At 71.8% G+C, this 15,282-nt stretch carries 10 protein-coding genes; 1 reads left to right on the top strand and 9 read right to left on the bottom strand.

Annotation, left to right across the window (positions count from 1 at the left end; translation table 11 throughout):
* Positions 1-27 precede the first annotated feature (27 nt).
* The 8 genes from ABZ386_RS16995 to ABZ386_RS16960 all read right to left on the bottom strand — a co-directional run bounded on the left by ABZ386_RS16995 (position 28) and on the right by ABZ386_RS16960 (position 10,471).
* The gene (locus ABZ386_RS16995; protein WP_358964990.1) at positions 28-1,056 is read right to left on the bottom strand and encodes a Yip1 family protein; all 1,029 of its coding nucleotides are present in this window, start codon (positions 1,054-1,056) and stop codon (positions 28-30) included.
* Between the two features lie 94 nt (positions 1,057-1,150).
* A complete protein-coding gene (locus tag ABZ386_RS16990; protein WP_358964989.1) occupies positions 1,151-2,503 on the bottom strand; it encodes an FG-GAP and VCBS repeat-containing protein in 1,353 nt (450 codons plus the stop codon).
* A gap of 17 nt (positions 2,504-2,520) precedes the next feature.
* Positions 2,521-3,966, bottom strand: a complete 1,446-nt coding sequence (locus ABZ386_RS16985) for an FG-GAP-like repeat-containing protein (RefSeq protein WP_358964988.1) — start codon at positions 3,964-3,966, stop codon at positions 2,521-2,523.
* A 90-nt stretch (positions 3,967-4,056) separates the two neighbouring features.
* A complete protein-coding gene (locus ABZ386_RS16980; RefSeq protein WP_358964987.1) occupies positions 4,057-5,481 on the bottom strand; it encodes a hypothetical protein in 1,425 nt (474 codons plus the stop codon).
* Between the two features lie 35 nt (positions 5,482-5,516).
* Positions 5,517-6,920, bottom strand: coding sequence for an FG-GAP-like repeat-containing protein (locus tag ABZ386_RS16975; RefSeq protein WP_358964986.1), 1,404 nt, complete (start codon positions 6,918-6,920; stop codon positions 5,517-5,519).
* A 650-nt stretch (positions 6,921-7,570) separates the two neighbouring features.
* On the bottom strand, positions 7,571-8,935 hold the full coding sequence (locus ABZ386_RS16970) for a glycosyltransferase (RefSeq protein ID WP_358964985.1): 1,365 nt from the start codon (positions 8,933-8,935) through the stop codon (positions 7,571-7,573).
* On the bottom strand, positions 8,932-9,105 hold the full coding sequence (locus tag ABZ386_RS16965) for a hypothetical protein (protein WP_351339367.1): 174 nt from the start codon (positions 9,103-9,105) through the stop codon (positions 8,932-8,934). Before ABZ386_RS16965 ends, ABZ386_RS16970 begins: the two co-directional genes overlap by 4 nt.
* 106 nt (positions 9,106-9,211) lie before the next feature.
* Positions 9,212-10,471, bottom strand: a complete 1,260-nt coding sequence (locus tag ABZ386_RS16960; RefSeq protein WP_358964984.1) for a nucleotide sugar dehydrogenase — start codon at positions 10,469-10,471, stop codon at positions 9,212-9,214.
* A gap of 540 nt (positions 10,472-11,011) precedes the next feature.
* Here ABZ386_RS16960 and ABZ386_RS16955 point away from each other — a divergent pair.
* The gene (locus ABZ386_RS16955) at positions 11,012-12,358 is read left to right on the top strand and encodes a hypothetical protein (protein ID WP_358964983.1); all 1,347 of its coding nucleotides are present in this window, start codon (positions 11,012-11,014) and stop codon (positions 12,356-12,358) included.
* A gap of 386 nt (positions 12,359-12,744) precedes the next feature.
* Here ABZ386_RS16955 and ABZ386_RS16950 read toward each other — a convergent pair whose 3' ends face one another.
* Positions 12,745-15,072, bottom strand: coding sequence for a (Fe-S)-binding protein (locus tag ABZ386_RS16950; RefSeq protein ID WP_358964982.1), 2,328 nt, complete (start codon positions 15,070-15,072; stop codon positions 12,745-12,747).
* Positions 15,073-15,282: the final 210 nt, after the last annotated feature.

Here is a 15,282-nt window from a genome sequence, read left to right as displayed (position 1 = left end):
GGAGCCCCTTCTGTGTCCGGCAGAGCCTCAGACCGTGCCCAGCTTCACGATCGACAGCAGCGCGATCAGCTGGATCGCCGACGCGCCGAGCGCCTTCGGCCAGGGCAGGTCGTGGGAGCGGCTGACCATGAGGGTGAGCAGTACGCCGCCCGCGACCCAGGTGGCCCAGCCGAGCAGCTGCACGAACGTCGCGTCGCCGCCCGCGAACATCGCGAAGACCAGGCGCGGCGCGTCCGTGAGGGACATGATCAGCATGGAGAGGCCGACCGTGGGCTGCCAGGCCCCGTCGCCGCCGAGCTGGCGGGCCAGGGTGTGGGTGACCACGCCCAGGACGAACGCGCTCAGCACCATCGCGACGGCCGTCGTCAGGACGATCGGGATCGCGTTCGACAGTGTGGCGTTTATCGCATCCTTGCGGGCGCCGTCGAAGCCGAACACGGCGAGCAGGCCGTAGAGGAACGTGACGATCAGGGCCGGGCCCCACATCGTGTAGTCCCGCATCTGGAGGAACGTCTGGTTCGGGGCGAGGACGATCCCCCCCAGCAGGGCCTTCCAGTGCAGGCGCGGGCCGATCGGACCGGGCGGCGGGGCGGCCGAGCCGGCGCGGTAGGTGTCGCCCTGGGTGTAGGGGTCCTCGCCGACCGAGAAGGCCTGGGTGTGGCCCGGGTTGTTCGCCGCGTACGGGTCGTGCGGGCCCTGCGGACCGGGCGGGTACGCGCCGTCGCCGAAGTACTCCGGCTCGCCGTGGCCGCCGTGGCCGCCCTGGCCGCCGTAGCCGACGCCGGGTCCGGCGTTCGGCTGCGGCCAGGTGGGGCCGCCGCCGCCCCCGTACGGCGGCTGCTGCGGGTACGGCTGCGGCGCCGGCGGGTAGCCGTACGACGGCCCCTGCGGCGTCTGCTGCCCGTTCGGAGAGTTGTGCGGTCGCGTCTGAGGAGCGCCGTTGTTCCGGCCGCGTCCGATCCTGAATCCAGCCACGTCTTCGAACGTACCTGGTCCCCGGCGGTGGTGTGCCGGGCCCGGGCTTCCGGGCCCGGCTTTGCGGCCGAGCTGTGACATCCCTTAAGGGGTACGGGCCTTGGGCCTCGGTGGGGTGTCAGGGTTCGGCCGTACGGGCATCGCCCCGGCCTCGCGCGGTGGCGGGCCGGCGGTGTCAGTCCGGCAGCGAGCCGCCCAGTTCCGGCAGGGTGATCGCGCCGGTCGTGGTCGGCACCGTGGCGGTGCCCCGCATCAGCAGTGAGCTGCCCGCCGCTCCCACGGCCAGGTCCGCCCTGCCGTCGGCGGTCAGGTCGCGCAGGCGCAGGGTGTAGCCGAAGGAGGTGTGGGAGTCGGCCGGGCCGAGCACCGTCTGGGCGATCCAGGAGGAGCGGGCGCCGGTGAGGCCGCCGGAGCCGCCGCGGAACAGGTGGACGCCGCCCTGGTCCTCCCGGCCGTCGACGTCCTCGTGGGGCACGCCGACCGCGAGGTCGGCGTAGCCGTCGCCGTTGGCGTCCGCGGCCGAGATCGCGTAGCCGAAGCCGTCGTCGGCCTCCGGGCTGCCCGAGACGCCCGCCGTGGCCTGGGTGAAGGTGACGGAGCCGCTCGGGCCGGACGACGTGCCGCGCCAGATCGTGACCGCGCCCTTGCCGCCGTCCTTGTCGGGCAGGCCGAGGGCGATGTCGCCGTAGCCGTTCTTGTCGAAGTCGCCGATGACCGGGCTCGGGTAGAGGCCCTGCTGCCGGTCGCTGAGGGTCCTGGAGGCGCCCGAGGCGAGGCCGGTGGACGTGCCCTTCAGGAACCAGGCGCGCTCGCGGATGTCGCTGCCGGTGATCTCGGTGCCGATGACCACCAGGTCCGTCCGGCCGTCGCCGTCGACCTTGCCGGCCGCGAGGGCGGAGGAGTACCAGCCCGCGGACCCCTTGTCGATCTTGCTGACCTTGCCGGTCGTGCCCGACTTGGTGAAGGGGCCGCGGTAGAGCCAGGCCTCCTCGCCGCCGATCACGGCCAGGTCGGGGGAGCCGTCACCGGTGAAGTCGCCGGTGGCCAGGTCGCGGCCGAAGTGGCCGGTCGCGCCGCCGACCGGGGTGAGGTTGGTGCCGCCGGACAGGCCGGACTCGGAGCCCCAGACGACGGTGACCGTGCCGCGGTAGTCGTCGCCGCCCACGTGCTCGGTCGGGTTGCCGACGACGAGGTCCGCGTAGCCGTCCTTGTTGAGGTCGGCGCTCGCGAGGGACTCGCCGAACTGGTCGTCCTCCTCGCCGGATCCGGGGATGCCCGCGCTGTCCTGGTGGATGCGCTGGACGCGGGAGGTGTCGGGGCCGGTGGCGGTGCCGTAGAGGACGGTGACGGTGCCGCCCTCGCGGTCGACGTCGTCGTAGCCGCCGTAGGCCAGGTCGCGGCGGCCGTCGCCGTTGAAGTCGTCGTAGTGCCTGGCAACCGCCGCGGCGGCGGGTGCGGTGAGGAGCACGGGGCTGATGCCGGTCGCCAGCAGGGCGGCGGCCAGGGCGGTCGTGGTGGTTCTGCGCATGGTGTCTCCCTGGTCCGTCAGCCGATGAGGCCGGAGCCGAAGGCGCCGTACGAGCGGGTCTGGCCGAGGCTGCCCGGGCCGAAGGAGCGGGCGCCGTCGGTGACGGGGCCGGTGGCCGAGCCGCGCAGGCTGGTGATCGCGCCGATGCCCTCGTCCTCGAAGCCGGCCGTGACGGTGAACTCGGCGCGGCCGTCCTTGGTGACGTCGGCCAGCAGGATGTCGGAGCCGAAGTAGTCCGTGGCCTCGGCCGAGCCCGGGACGCCGGCGGTGGCCTGGGTGAAGGTGCGGGCGCCGGTGCGCGAGACGCCGGAGGCCGAGCCGTTCATCAGGACGGTGGCGCCGGTGTCCTCGGTGGTGCCGACGTCCTCGAAGACGACGCCGATGGCGAGGTCGCCGTAGCCGTCGCCGTCGGCGTCGCCGATGGAGACCGCGCTGCCGAAGCCGTCGCCCGCCTCGTCGCCGCCGGGCACGCCCTCGGAGTCCTGGGTGAGCTCCGCCATGGGCGCGTCGCCGTTGACCGGGCCGCCCTCGGAGCCGCGGATGACGACGACCCGGCCGCCGAGGCTGCCGCTGTGGTCGTCCTCCTTGGAGAAGACGTTGCCGAGGGCGATCTCGTCGTAGCCGTCGCCGTCGATGTCGCCGAGGGCGAGGGAGGTGCCGCCGTTCAGCGGGCGGGGGACGGAGGTGTCCGGGCCGGTGGGGGAGCCGAGGTAGGCGACGCCCTTGGACCAGCTGCCGGTCTCGTCCTCGTTCAGGCGTACGCGGTAGGTGAGGACCAGGTCGGACCTGCCGTCGGCGTTGGTGTCGCCCGCCGCCATGGCGTCGACGCTGTACGACATCTCGGGCGTGGCGATCCGCCGGACGGCGCCGGTGGTGCCGGTCGTCGTGAAGCCGCCGCGGATGACGTACGGGTCCGCGTAGGCGCTCGCGGCCAGGTCCGTCCTGCCGTCGCCGTCGAAGTCGCCGGCGGTCAGCAGGTTGCCCCAGTGGTCGTGCGCGGAGACGGCCGGGTCCTTCACGGTGGTGCCGTTCTTCAGGCCGCTCGCCGAGCCCCACAGGAGGGTGACGGAGCCGCCGTCGACGTCCTCGCCGACGTCCTCGCCGGGGGAGCCGACCGCGAGGTCGGTGTAGCCGTCGCCGTTGAGGTCGCCCAGGGCGAGGGCCTCGCCGAAGGTGTCCTCGGCCTCGGCGGCGCCGGGCACACCGGCGGTGTTCTGGCTGACCACCGTCCGCTTGGCCGGGTCGAGGCCGGTGGCGCCGCCGTAGACGACGGCGACGTAGCCGGCCATGCCCTGGCCGTCGACCTTGGCGTACGGGGCGGCGAAGGCGATGTCGCCGTAGCCGTCGCCGTTGAAGTCGGCGGTCGGGCCGGTGGCCGGGGCGGCGGTGGCCGCCGTCGCGGGCAGGGCCGTGAGCAGGCCGGTGGTGAGGGCCGTGGCCAGGAGGAGGGTGCGCTTGCGCATGGGGATCCCTGTCGGGTCGGAGGTGCTGCTGATGAGGAGGAGGGCGGTGTCAGGAGGGGCGTGCGGTGCCGGTAGCCGGCGGATGTGGTGTCAGGAGGTGAGGGCGGTGCCGTAGCCGGGGGTGCCGGTCGTGGAGATGCCTGTCGTGGTGGGGCCGAAGGTCGTCGCGCCGGCGGCCGTCGGGCCCGTCGCCGTGGAGCGCAGGCACCAGACCGCGCCGTCGCCGGCGTTCTCGCCCGGCGCGGAGACGGACAGGTCGGCGCGGCCGTCGCCGGTGTGGTCGGTGAGGGTGACGCGCTCGCCGAAGCGGTCGCCCTTCTCGGAACCGCCGGGGACACCCGCGGTGTTCTGGGAGTACGACGTCGCGCCCTTGGTGGTCAGGCCGGACGCCGAGCCGCGCAGCACGGTGACGGCACCGGCGGCGGCGTTCTCGCCCGCGGCGCCGACGGCCAGGTCGGCGTACCCGTCGCCGTCGACGTCGCCGAGCGAGACGCCGCTGCCGAAGCGGTCGCCGGTCTCGGCGGCGCCGGGCACGCCGGCGGTGTCCTGGGTGAGGACGAGCGGGGCGCGGCCCGGGTCGCGGCCGTCGGGTCCGCCGTAGACGACGGTGACCTTGCCGCCCTTGGCGCCCGCCGGGTCGGCGGAGGTCTCGCGGTCGTTGCCCACGGCGATGTCGGCGTGGCCGTTGCCGTCGATGTCGCCGACGGCGGAGACGTACCCGGCGGGCAGGTTCCGCAGCCAGTCGGTGTAGTTGCTGATCTCCATGTCGGCGAGGGCGGTGGCGGCGTCGCTGTTGTGCGCGGCGCGGCCGTGCAGGACCACCCGGGGGTGGCCGTCGCCGGTGACGTCGCCCGAGGAGAGGTACTTCACGCCGTACGAGGAGGACCACCAGTCGTTGCGGGAGCCCGAACCGCCGTTGGACGCGCTCGTCCGGGTGATCGGGCCGTTCACCAGGGAGAGCGTGACCGGGCCGGTGGAGCCCACGGCGACGTCCACGTCGCCGTCGTCGTCGAGGTCGCCCGCGGCCAGGGCCTGGCCGTACCGGTCGTAGTCGGTGCTGAAGAAGCTGAACAGCGAGCGGGCGCCGGACAGGCCGGAGGCCGAGCCCCAGACGACGGTGACCGTGCCGTCGTTGGTGTCGCTGCCGTCCTCGCCGGGCGTGCCGACCAGCAGGTCGGCGTAGCCGTCGGTGTTCAGGTCGGCGGAGGTGAGGGCGGTGCCGAAGGCGTCGTCGGCCTCGGCGGCGCCGGGCATCCCGGCCGTGTTCTGGGTGAGGAGCGTGCGCGTGGCGGTCTTCGGCCCGCTCGCGCTGCCGTAGACGACCGACACCGCGCCCGCCCTGGCCTGCCCGGCGACCGTGGCGCCCGGCGCGCCGATCGCGAGGTCGGTGCGGCCGTCGCCGTTGAAGTCGTAGGGGGCGGCGGCGGTCGCGGCGTGCGCGGCCGGGGCGGAGAGGGTGAGGGCGAGCGGGGTCAGGGCCGCGGCGAGGACGGCGGCGGTGATACGGGTGCGCATGGCGGTACGTGCCTCACTGGGGGTTCGGCGGGGCGTCACTGGGCGAGGGCGGAGCCGAGGCCGTGGCCGCTCTTCAGGGCGACGGCGGTGGTGGTGATGCCCTGTGCGCCGCTCGTGGTCAGGCCGGAGGCGGAGCCGCGCAGGGTCCACAGGCCGCCCGTGGAGTTCTCGCCGTCGACGCCGACGACCAGGTCCGCCCTGCCGTCCTTGGTCACGTCCGTCAGGGCGACCGCGGAACCGAAGCGGTCCCAGGACTCGGCGGAGCCGGGCACCCCGGCGGTGTCCTGGGTGTACGACGTCACGCCGGTGGTGCTCAGACCGGCGGCGGAGCCGAACAACACGGTCACCGAGCCCGCGTCCTTCGCCGTGCCGAGGTCCTCGCCCGGGGCGGAGACCACGACGTCGGCGTACCCGTCGCCGTTGATGTCGCCGGTGCTCACGGCCCTGCCGAAACCGTCCTCGGCCTCGCCCGCGCCGGGCACGCCCGCGGTGTCCTGGTGGATCACGGTCGGCGTCTGCGCCGGGTCGGGGCCGGTGGGGCCGCCGTACCAGACGGTGATCTGCCCGCCCTTGTGGCCGCCGGGCTTGAGGTCGTAGGGGTCGGTGTGGTCCCCGAGGACGAGGTCGCCGTAGCCGTCGCGGTTGATGTCGCCGATGGAGCCGGGGTAGCCGTCGGCGCTGGACAGGTCGGTCATCTTGTACGCCGTGCCGGTCCAGCGGAAGTAGTTGATCTGGCCGCCGGTGTCGCCGTCCACGTTGAACGGGTAGACGCGCTCGGCCGCGCCGTCGCCGGTCATGTCACCCGCGAACACCTCGAACGTGGTGCCGACCTCGCCGACGCGCAGGTTGTTCAGCGGGCCGCCGGTGCGGGTGAAGGGGCCGTTGTAGATGCGGGTGTGGCTCTGGCCGGTGAGTGTGACGTCCAGGTCGCCGTCCCCGTCGAAGTCGCCGGTCGCGATGCCCCGGGAGAAGTTGCCGTACTCGGCGAGCGTCGACGGCTGCGGCAGGCCCTTGCCGCTGGTCAGGCCCGACTTCCCGCCCCACAGGACGGTGCCGGAGCCGACGCCGTCCCGGTCGCCGATGCTCTCGTTGGAGGCGCCGACGACGAGGTCGGAGTAGCCGTCCCGGTCGAGGTCGCCGGCGGCCAGGGCGGTGCCGAACAGGTCGCCGGACTCGGCGGTGCCGGGCACGCCCGCGGAGTTCTGCGTGATGACGGCCCTGCGGGCGGCCGAGACACCGGACGCCGAGCCGTACAGCACGACGACCGCGCCGGCGCAGGAGGCCGAGCCGACGTCGGCGCAGGGGGCGCCGGCCGCGACGTCGCGGTATCCGTCGCCGTTGAAGTCCCCGGTCAGGCCGGAGGGGGCGGCCGAGGCCGGGGTGGCGGTGAGGAGGCCGGTGGTGAGGGCCGCGGCCAGGATGAGGGTGCGCTTGCGCAAGACGGGGCTCCGGGGAGAGAGGGAAGGGCGGGGCTCAGGCGGCGGCGGGTGAGCCGGGGCCGGCCTGGGGCGTGGGGGCGGAGTCCCGAGGTGGTGCGGGGCGCGGCTGCGGGCGCCCGGGGGCGCGTCGCTCGTGCTGGGGCATGCGGGGTCTCCTGCGGCATGCGGGATGCCTGGCGGGCATCCACCGTCGATGAGGTGCCGGGACCGGCCGTGTTCGCCGGGGGTTGTCCGGGTGTTCACGGGTGGTCGGCGATCAGGAGACCCATGTGGGGACGTAAGGGTTGTACGTGAGTTCGGTTAATTTCCGAGACGGCCGGGGCGCGGGGGCGGTGAGGGTTGGCGGGCATCGGCGGGAGGGGGTCGGTGTCAGCCAGCGGGCACCGGCCGGGAAGGAGTCGGTGTCACTCGGCGGGCACCGGCCGGCAGGCGGGGGCCGCCGACGGCGTCCCGCGCGATGCGGAGCGCCTCGGCGACCTCGCGGCCAGGGAGGTCACCCCGGGAGCGGGGCGGGCGCCCTGCGGGTGGTGCCACCTCGTCGACCGGCCCGAGCGCGAACACCTGCCCGCCGACGTCGCCCGCGGTCACCCCGACGTCGCCCGCGGCCACCCCGGCGCCCGGAACTCATCGCGGACCGCTGCCCGCTTTCCTCACACCTTCTGCAGGTTCTTCGGTCCGGCACGGTGACGGCCGCCGCCCTGGGGCAGTGCCGTCTTCGCCGTCAGTCCCCGCGACTGCCAGGCGTTGTCGCGGAGCTTGAACAGGGCCCAGTAGCGGGTGGGGCACAGCAGCACGATGTTCATGAACACGGCCGCCGGGGTGCCGACCAGCCAGGAGCGCCAGCGCTGACGCGCGGTCATGTCCGGCCGCATCAGCACGTACAGCCCCGACTGGCCGTACCGGACCACCAGGTACACGCCGAGGTACACCAGCGCGATGCCCGGGTTGTGGTACCGGCCGCCCAGGGTCAGGAGCGTCATGACGACAGTCCAGGCCAGCATCACCGGCGTGATGACCAGCTGCAGCAGGCCGAACGTCGGCGAGATGAGCTGCTTCAGCGACAGCCGCTCGTACACGAACGGCAGCATCCACCACCAGGACCGGGCCCAGCGCAGCCGCTGGCGGTACGTCTTCTGCAGTGTCGTCGGCATGTCGGTGACGACTCCGGCCTCGTTGACGGCGACGACCTCGCCGCGCATCAGCGCCCGCAGCGCCAGCCAGCGGTCGTCGCCCGTGCCGCACTCGACCTCGTAGGCGTCCAGGTGGTCGTAGAGCAGCTCGGCCCGGTAGAGGGCCAGGGCGCCGGAGGTGGTCTCCAGCGCGCCGAGCATGGAGCGCGAGGACCGCATCATCACGCACGAGGTGCCGATGTCGATGTCCGCGGCCCGGGAGACCCAGCTCTCCTCGAAGTTGCGGACGTAGATCATGCCGGTGGTGGCCTGGATCCGCGGGTTGCTCATGGCCCGCAGCTGCTGTTCGAGCGCGTCCGGGAAGGGCTCGCCGTCCGAGTCGATGGTGAGGACGTGGTCGAAGTGCTTGTCCTGCTCCTGGAGGTGCCGCAGCACGGTGACCTGGGCCCCGCGCTTGCCCTTGTTCTCCTGGCGGTGCCAGAAGACACGGGGGTGGTCGAAGGGCTCCACGGGGTGCTGCCGTGAGCCGTCGTCGATGACGTGGATCTCGTCGATCGGGTGGGTCTGGGCCAGCAGGGACCGCACGGTGCGGTGCAGGTTCTCCGACGGTTCCTCGAAGGCCGGGATGATCGCCACCGTGCGGCCGGGCGCCACCGGCAGGTGGGTGAAGGACCGGCCCTTCAGGAACGAGACCAGGCAGAGCACGATCACCGTCATGCCCAGCCACCAGTAGAAGGTGAGGACCGGGCTCTTCGACTGCAGATGCACCACCACGGTGGCGGCGGCGAGGGCCGCCACCACCACGGCGGTCACGACGGTGAACCGCACCCGGGAGGGGCGGGCGTACGAGGCGTACGACGTGTGCGAGGTGTGCGAGGCGTTCAAGCGGTCGCTCGCTTGCCGCGGGTGGCCGTGCGGAAGACCGCGACGCCGCCGATGACCAGGAGCATCGCGCCCAGCACGATCCAGCCGAGCGCCGTGCCGCCGGTGGCGGCCAGGGCGGCTCCGCCGGTGGCGGTCCCGATGGCGGCGCCCACACCGTTCTGTCCGTACATGGTTTTTCCCTCTTCCTGTCGTGGCTCTTCGGAGCCGTTTCCTGACGTGGTTCTCCGGAGCCGTTTCCTGACCTGGCTCTCCGGAGCCGCTTCCTGTCGTGGCTCTCTAGAGGCGTTCGATGTGGGGTGCGGCGGGCATGACGCCGCGGGTGTCGAGCACGTAGGCGGCCTCGGCGGCGAGCCGGCCGAGGTCGAACTCGGCGTGCGGGGTGAGCAGGACGACCGCGTCGAAGCCGCCGACGGTGTCCGTTCCTGCGCCGAAGGGGATGTCGCGGCGACCGCCGTCCGTGTCCGGCAGATAGGGGTCCACGACGGTGACGTCCGCCCCCATCGCCCGCAGCCGGTCGGTGACTTCGACGGCCGGCGACTGGCGGGCGTCCGAGGTGCCCGGCTTGTAGGCGGCGCCCAGGGCGAGGACGCGCGCACCGTGCACGCTCCGCCGGAAGCGGCGGCTCAGGGCGTCCTGCAGCCGGCGCACCACGTAGTCCGGCTGGCTCTCGTTGATGTCCTGGGCCAGTTCGATGAGCCGGAACGTCTGCCCGTGCCGGGCCTTGACGTGGTGGCTGAGGTAGACCGGATCGATGGGCAGGCAGTGCCCGCCGACACCGGGCCCGGGCTGGAACTTGGTGAACCCGAAGGGCTTGGTCGAGGCCAGCTCCAGCGTGTGCCAGACGTCCACGCCGAGGGTGTGGGCCATCCGGGAGAGCTCGTTGACCAAGGCGATGTTGACGTGCCGGTAGGTGTTCTCGAACACCTTGGCCAGCTCGGCCTCTTCGAGCCCCGAGGCGGGCACGGTGACCTCGGTGACGGTGTCGTAGAAGCCCTTCACGCGCCGCAGACAGCCTTCGGTCAGCCCGGCGACGATCTTCGGCGTGTTCTCCAGCCGCCAGTCGGCGTTGCCCGGGTCGATGCGCTCGGGGCTGAAACCGACGTGGAAGTCCCGCCCGGCGACGAGGCCGGAACCCTCCTCCAGCAACGGTATGAGCACGTCACGGGTGGTGCCGGGGTGGGTGGTCGACTCGAGGACGACGGTGGCGCCCGGCTCGATCCACTCCGCGAGCACGCGACCGGCGTCCCGTACGCAACTCAGGTCCGGCGCGCGGTCGGTGAGCGGGGTCGGCACGGTGATGACGGCGACGTCGAACCCCTTGAGGTCCTGCGGGTCGGAACTGGCGCGGTACGCGCCCGAGTCCAGCACCGCCCCGAGCCGGCTGTCGCCGATGTCCTCGACGTACGACGACCCGGCGGCCAGCGCCGCGCAGCGCGTCCGGTCGGGCTCGTAGCCGGTGACGGTGTGCCCGACCTCGGCGGCCCTCACGGCCAGGGGCAGGCCGACATAGCCCTGCCCCAGCACACATATGTGCATGGTGGTTTCCTCACCCCTGAAGTACGGCCCCCTGTTCCTGAGGCAGGTGGCCGTGGCGTGGTACTGCGTGAGAAGCGGTGTGGGAACGGCACCAGCACCGCGTCACCGGTTCGCCCGGGCCCCCTGCCCGACCGTGCGCGAAGCGCAACCGGCGATCTTCACAAATCCCCCTCATCTGTGGACCTTCATAGTTAAACAACTATTCGCTGAACGGAACCCCTTTTACTGATTCGCAATCTGCCAAGGGTGGGGCGGCTGGGTGCCGTTGAGGAGTGAGGGCACGTCAAGTGCGGTTTGCCGGATGAATCTTCACAACTCCCGGTGACGCGACTCATACGCGAGGAGGGTGGCCCAGTGCAGTCGCGAATCAAACGCGCCCCTCGAGTGCGCCCCGCGCACCACCCCTTGGGCCGTGCCCGCTGCTGGTGCGGTAACTCGGGGGACGGTTGTCAGAACCGTGGGATAGAAAGGCCGTTCGGCCGTACCCGCTGCTGGTGCGGCTCTCGACACATCCCTGTGGGGGACCTTGTGGGGGGAACCTTGTTCAGAACACGGGCGGCCTGGGCTGCCATCGGTACGGCCGCCGCGCTCCTGCTGACCGGCGTGCCGACGGCGCACGCGGCGGAGGCGGCAGGGGCGGAGGGTCAGGCGCCGGACGTCCGCTGGGCGAACAGCGTCTCGAGCGACCTCGGCACCCTGCAAGTCGGCATCAGCTCCGACAGCGCCATCACGGGCATCAGGGCCCACCTCGTCTCGGCGGCCACCCAGCAGGAGGTCGCCGTCGTGGAGAACGACGCGTTCACCCTGGCCTCCGGCACGGCGGACGACGGCGTGTGGCGCACGAAGCAGCCCCTCGACCTGCCCGCGCTCGGCAGCTACGACGTCCGCATCGAGGCCACGGACGCGGACGGCGACCGTACCGTCGACAACTCCGCCGGCTCGCTCGCCTACTACGTCGCGGCCGTGTTCGAGGACGTGCGCCCCGACCGCACGGAGATCGACACCGACCACCGCGAAGTGCGGGTCGACGGCACGCTGAAGGGACGCTGGCCGGGGACCCGCGAGCTGAAGCCGCTGGCGGACCACCCGGTGGACCTCGACGTGGACTACTGGACGGAGAACACCGTCCGCACGGACGCGCAGGGACGCTTCTCGGGCACGGTCACCGTGAACGACGCGGTTCCGGTGCAGGCCGTCTACCGCCACGACACCACGCACCCCCACGTCCTCTACGGCGAGTCCGAGCCCACGCGGATCGGCATCCGCCAGGTGGCCACGCGCTGGACGATCGAGACCCCTGCGGCGCCCCGGACGATCGACTTCGGCCAGGAGGTCACGATCACGGCGACGCTGGAGCGCGAGACGCCGCAGGGGTGGGTGCCCTTCGAGGGCCAGAGCGGCGGGGTGCTGTACGAGCCGTCCTCCGGCGGTCAGTTCGCCAGCGTCGGCTACTTCACCACGGGCGCGGACGGCAAGGCCAGCTTCACCCACACCCCGTGGGAGACCGGCACCTTCCGCGTGGCGTCCCACAGCGACGACCCGTTCATCGCCCCGGCCTCCAGTAACAGCCCGGAGATCACGGTCCTGCGTGCCTCGACGTTCACCTCCTTCTCCGCGACCCGCGCCCAGGAGGGCGGCGTCCACGTCGAGGGCGCGATGGACTTCCCCGACGGCTGGACGCCCGGCGTCATCCCGGTCCACATCCAGCACTCCCGAGACGGCAAGCGCTGGACGACCCTCCGCACGACGGACGCGAACTGGTCGGGCGAGGGCCACGCCTTCTCGACGGACATCACCGAAGCCCGCCGCGGCTACTTCCGCGCCCGGTTCGAGGCGACGGAGTCGTTCCGTGGGGCTGTGTCGGAGGTGGTGAGGGTGGGGCGCTGACACCCCACGGCTGAGGCCGGGAGGCAGCCACCTCGTTAGTGCGCGGTCGGCGCTGGCAGGTCACCTCCTGGCCATCGACGAAGCCCGACCGTCGGTTTAGATCCCGGACGGGTCTCCGGGCCGCCCCCAGACAGGCCGGGGATGCAACCATTCCCTACAGAGCTGGAACCCCCGGAAGCCGACCGCGCGTTTGAGACCGTGGCGGCAGGCACTGACAACGGCCTTCACTGCAGGCGGCGCCGGACTGCACTCGGCGAGGCCTAGGCCTCCGAGCCTCAACTCCGCTACGTCCCGCGCTTCCGCCGCTGTAGCCGCCGCGCAACGCCGACGCCCCCCGCCCGGTGACCCCGGGCAGGGGGCGTCAATGACAAGCCTCGAAGAACCGCCTACTTCACCGGCTCCGGCTCCGGCGTGCTCGTCGAGTCCGCCGTACCCGCCGGGGGCTCCCCGCCGTCGTCGTCACCGTCGTCGCCGTCGCCCTCCGCCGGGACCGGCGTCTTCACCGAGTCCAGGAGGAGCTGGGCGACGTCCACGACCGTGATGGACTCCTTCGCCTTGCCGTCGTTCTTCTTGCCGTTGACGGAGTCGGTCAGCATGACCAGGCAGAACGGGCAGGCCGTCGAGACGATGTCGGGGTTGACCGACAGGGCCTCGTCCACGCGCTCGTTGTTGATGCGCTTGCCGATCCGCTCCTCCATCCACATCCGCGCGCCGCCCGCGCCGCAGCAGAAGCCCCGCTCCTTGTGGCGGTGCATCTCCTCGTTGCGGACGCCGGGGACGGCGGCGATGATCTCGCGCGGCGGCGTGTAGATCTTGTTGTGGCGGCCCAGGTAGCACGGGTCGTGGTACGTGATGATGCCCTCGACCGGCGTGACCGGGATCAGCTTGCCCTCGTCCACCAGGTGCTGGAGCAGCTGCGTGTGGTGGATGACCTCGTAGTCGCCGCCGAGCTGCGGGTACTCGTTGCCGAGCGTGTTGAGGCAGTGGGGGCAGGTCGCGACGATCTTCTTGGAAGACTTGGGCTTCGCCGACTCCGGCGTGACCTTGCCGTCCTCGTCCATCTCCTCGCCGAACGCCATGTTCAGCGCCATGACGTTCTCCATGCCGAGCTCCTGGAACAGGGGCTCGTTGCCGAGGCGGCGGGCGGAGTCGCCGGTGCACTTCTCGTCGCCGCCCATGATCGCGAACTTCACGCCCGCGATGTGCAGCAGCTCCGCGAAGGCCTTCGTGGTCTTCTTGGCGCGGTCCTCCAGGGCACCGGCGCAGCCGACCCAGTACAGGTACTCGACCTCGGACAGGTCCTCGATGTCCTTGCCGACGACCGGGACCTCGAAGTCGACCTCCTTGAGCCACTCCAGGCGCTGCTTCTTCGCCAGGCCCCAGGGGTTGCCCTTCTTCTCCAGGTTCTTGAGCATCGTGCCCGCCTCGGACGGGAAGGACGACTCGATCATCACCTGGTAGCGGCGCATGTCGACGATGTGGTCGACGTGCTCGATGTCGACGGGGCACTGCTCGACGCAGGCACCGCAGGTGGTGCAGGACCACAGGACGTCCGGGTCGATGACGCCGTTGTCCTCCAGCGTGCCGATCAGGGGGCGCTCGGCCTCGGCCAGCGCCGACGCGGGGACGTCCTTCAGGGCCTCGGGAGACCCCTTCTCCTCGCCCTCCATCGTCTTGCCGCCGCCCGCCAGCAGGTACGGCGCCTTGGCGTGCGCGTGGTCCCGCAGGGACATGATCAGCAGCTTCGGGGAGAGCGGCTTGCCCGTGTTCCAGGCGGGGCACTGCGACTGGCAGCGGCCGCACTCGGTGCAGGTGGAGAAGTCCAGCAGGCCCTTCCAGGAGAACTGCTCGACCTGGGAGACACCGAAGACGTCGTCGTCACCGGGGTCGGTGAAGTCGATCGGCTTGCCGCCGGACGTCATCGGCTGGAGCGCGCCCAGCGCCGTCCCACCCGTCGCCTCGCGCTTGAACCAGATGTTCGGGAACGCCAGGAAGCGGTGCCAGGCCACACCCATGTTGGTGTTCAGGCTGACCGTGATCATCCAGATCATGGTCGTGCCCAGCTTGATCATGGCGAAGAAGTAGACGAGGTTCTGCAGCGTCGCGACGCTCAGGCCCTTGAAGGCCAGGACCAGCGGGTACGAGGCGAAGTACGCGGCCTCGTAGCCGTCCACGTGGTGCAGCGCGCCCTCCAGGCCCCGCAGCACGTAGATGGCCAGGCCGATGGTGAGGATGACGTACTCGACGAAGTACGCCTGGCCCATCTTCGAGCCGGCGAAGCGGGACTTGCGGCCCGGGCGCGACGGCAGGTTCAGCAGGCGGATCACCATCAGCGTGGCGATGCCGAGGGTCGTCATGGCCGCGATGAACTCGATGTAGAGCTCGTACGGGAGGAAGCCGCCGAGCACCGGCAGCGTCCAGTCGGCCTGGAACAACTGGCCGTACGCGGTGATGATCGTCGGCGGCAGCGTCAGGAAGCCGATCGCGACGAACCAGTGGGCGATGCCGACGATGCCCCACCGGTTCATGCGCGTGTGGCCGAGGAACTCCTTCACCAGGGTCACGCTGCGCTGGTAGGGGTTGTCGGTCCGGGTACCGGCGGGCACGGGCTGGCCCAGCTTGAAGTACCGGACGAACTGGCCGATCGCGCGTGCGAGCAGCGCGACGCCGACCACGGTCAGTACCAGCGACACGATGATCGCGGCGAGTTGCATGGGGGCTCCTCGGGCCTGCGAGGGTTTTGTCGGGGTGACCTGTCGCGATGAGGGTTCCCCGAAATTACTAAGCGGTAACTTATGCAGTCCGTCTGAGACTACCCCTATCTTCCGCCGCACTGTAGCCGGGTGGGCAGTGATCTGAATCGCTCAGGGTTGCCTCAGGAACCCCTCCGGATTCGACCCGGATCCCGTCGTGTTATTCGTACC

It is taken from the genome of Streptomyces sp. NPDC006140 (assembly GCF_040628815.1).
Classification (GTDB): Bacteria; Actinomycetota; Actinomycetes; order Streptomycetales; family Streptomycetaceae; genus Streptomyces.
Note: the sequence above shows the minus strand (reverse complement) of the source record. Positions and strands in the feature narration are given on the sequence as shown.

Bases quoted from the DNA above. Each gene is read 5' to 3' on its own strand.
- ABZ386_RS16995 (WP_358964990.1), bottom strand. From the start codon at position 1,056: ATGTCACAGCTCGGCCGCAAAGCCGGGCCCGGAAGCCCGGGCCCGGCA.
- ABZ386_RS16990 (WP_358964989.1), bottom strand. From the start codon at position 2,503: ATGCGCAGAACCACCACGACCGCCCTGGCCGCCGCCCTGCTGGCGACC.
- ABZ386_RS16985 (WP_358964988.1), bottom strand. From the start codon at position 3,966: ATGCGCAAGCGCACCCTCCTCCTGGCCACGGCCCTCACCACCGGCCTG.
- ABZ386_RS16980 (WP_358964987.1), bottom strand. From the start codon at position 5,481: ATGCGCACCCGTATCACCGCCGCCGTCCTCGCCGCGGCCCTGACCCCG.
- ABZ386_RS16965 (WP_351339367.1), bottom strand. From the start codon at position 9,105: ATGTACGGACAGAACGGTGTGGGCGCCGCCATCGGGACCGCCACCGGC.
- ABZ386_RS16960 (WP_358964984.1), bottom strand. From the start codon at position 10,471: ATGCACATATGTGTGCTGGGGCAGGGCTATGTCGGCCTGCCCCTGGCC.
- ABZ386_RS16950 (WP_358964982.1), bottom strand. From the start codon at position 15,072: ATGCAACTCGCCGCGATCATCGTGTCGCTGGTACTGACCGTGGTCGGC.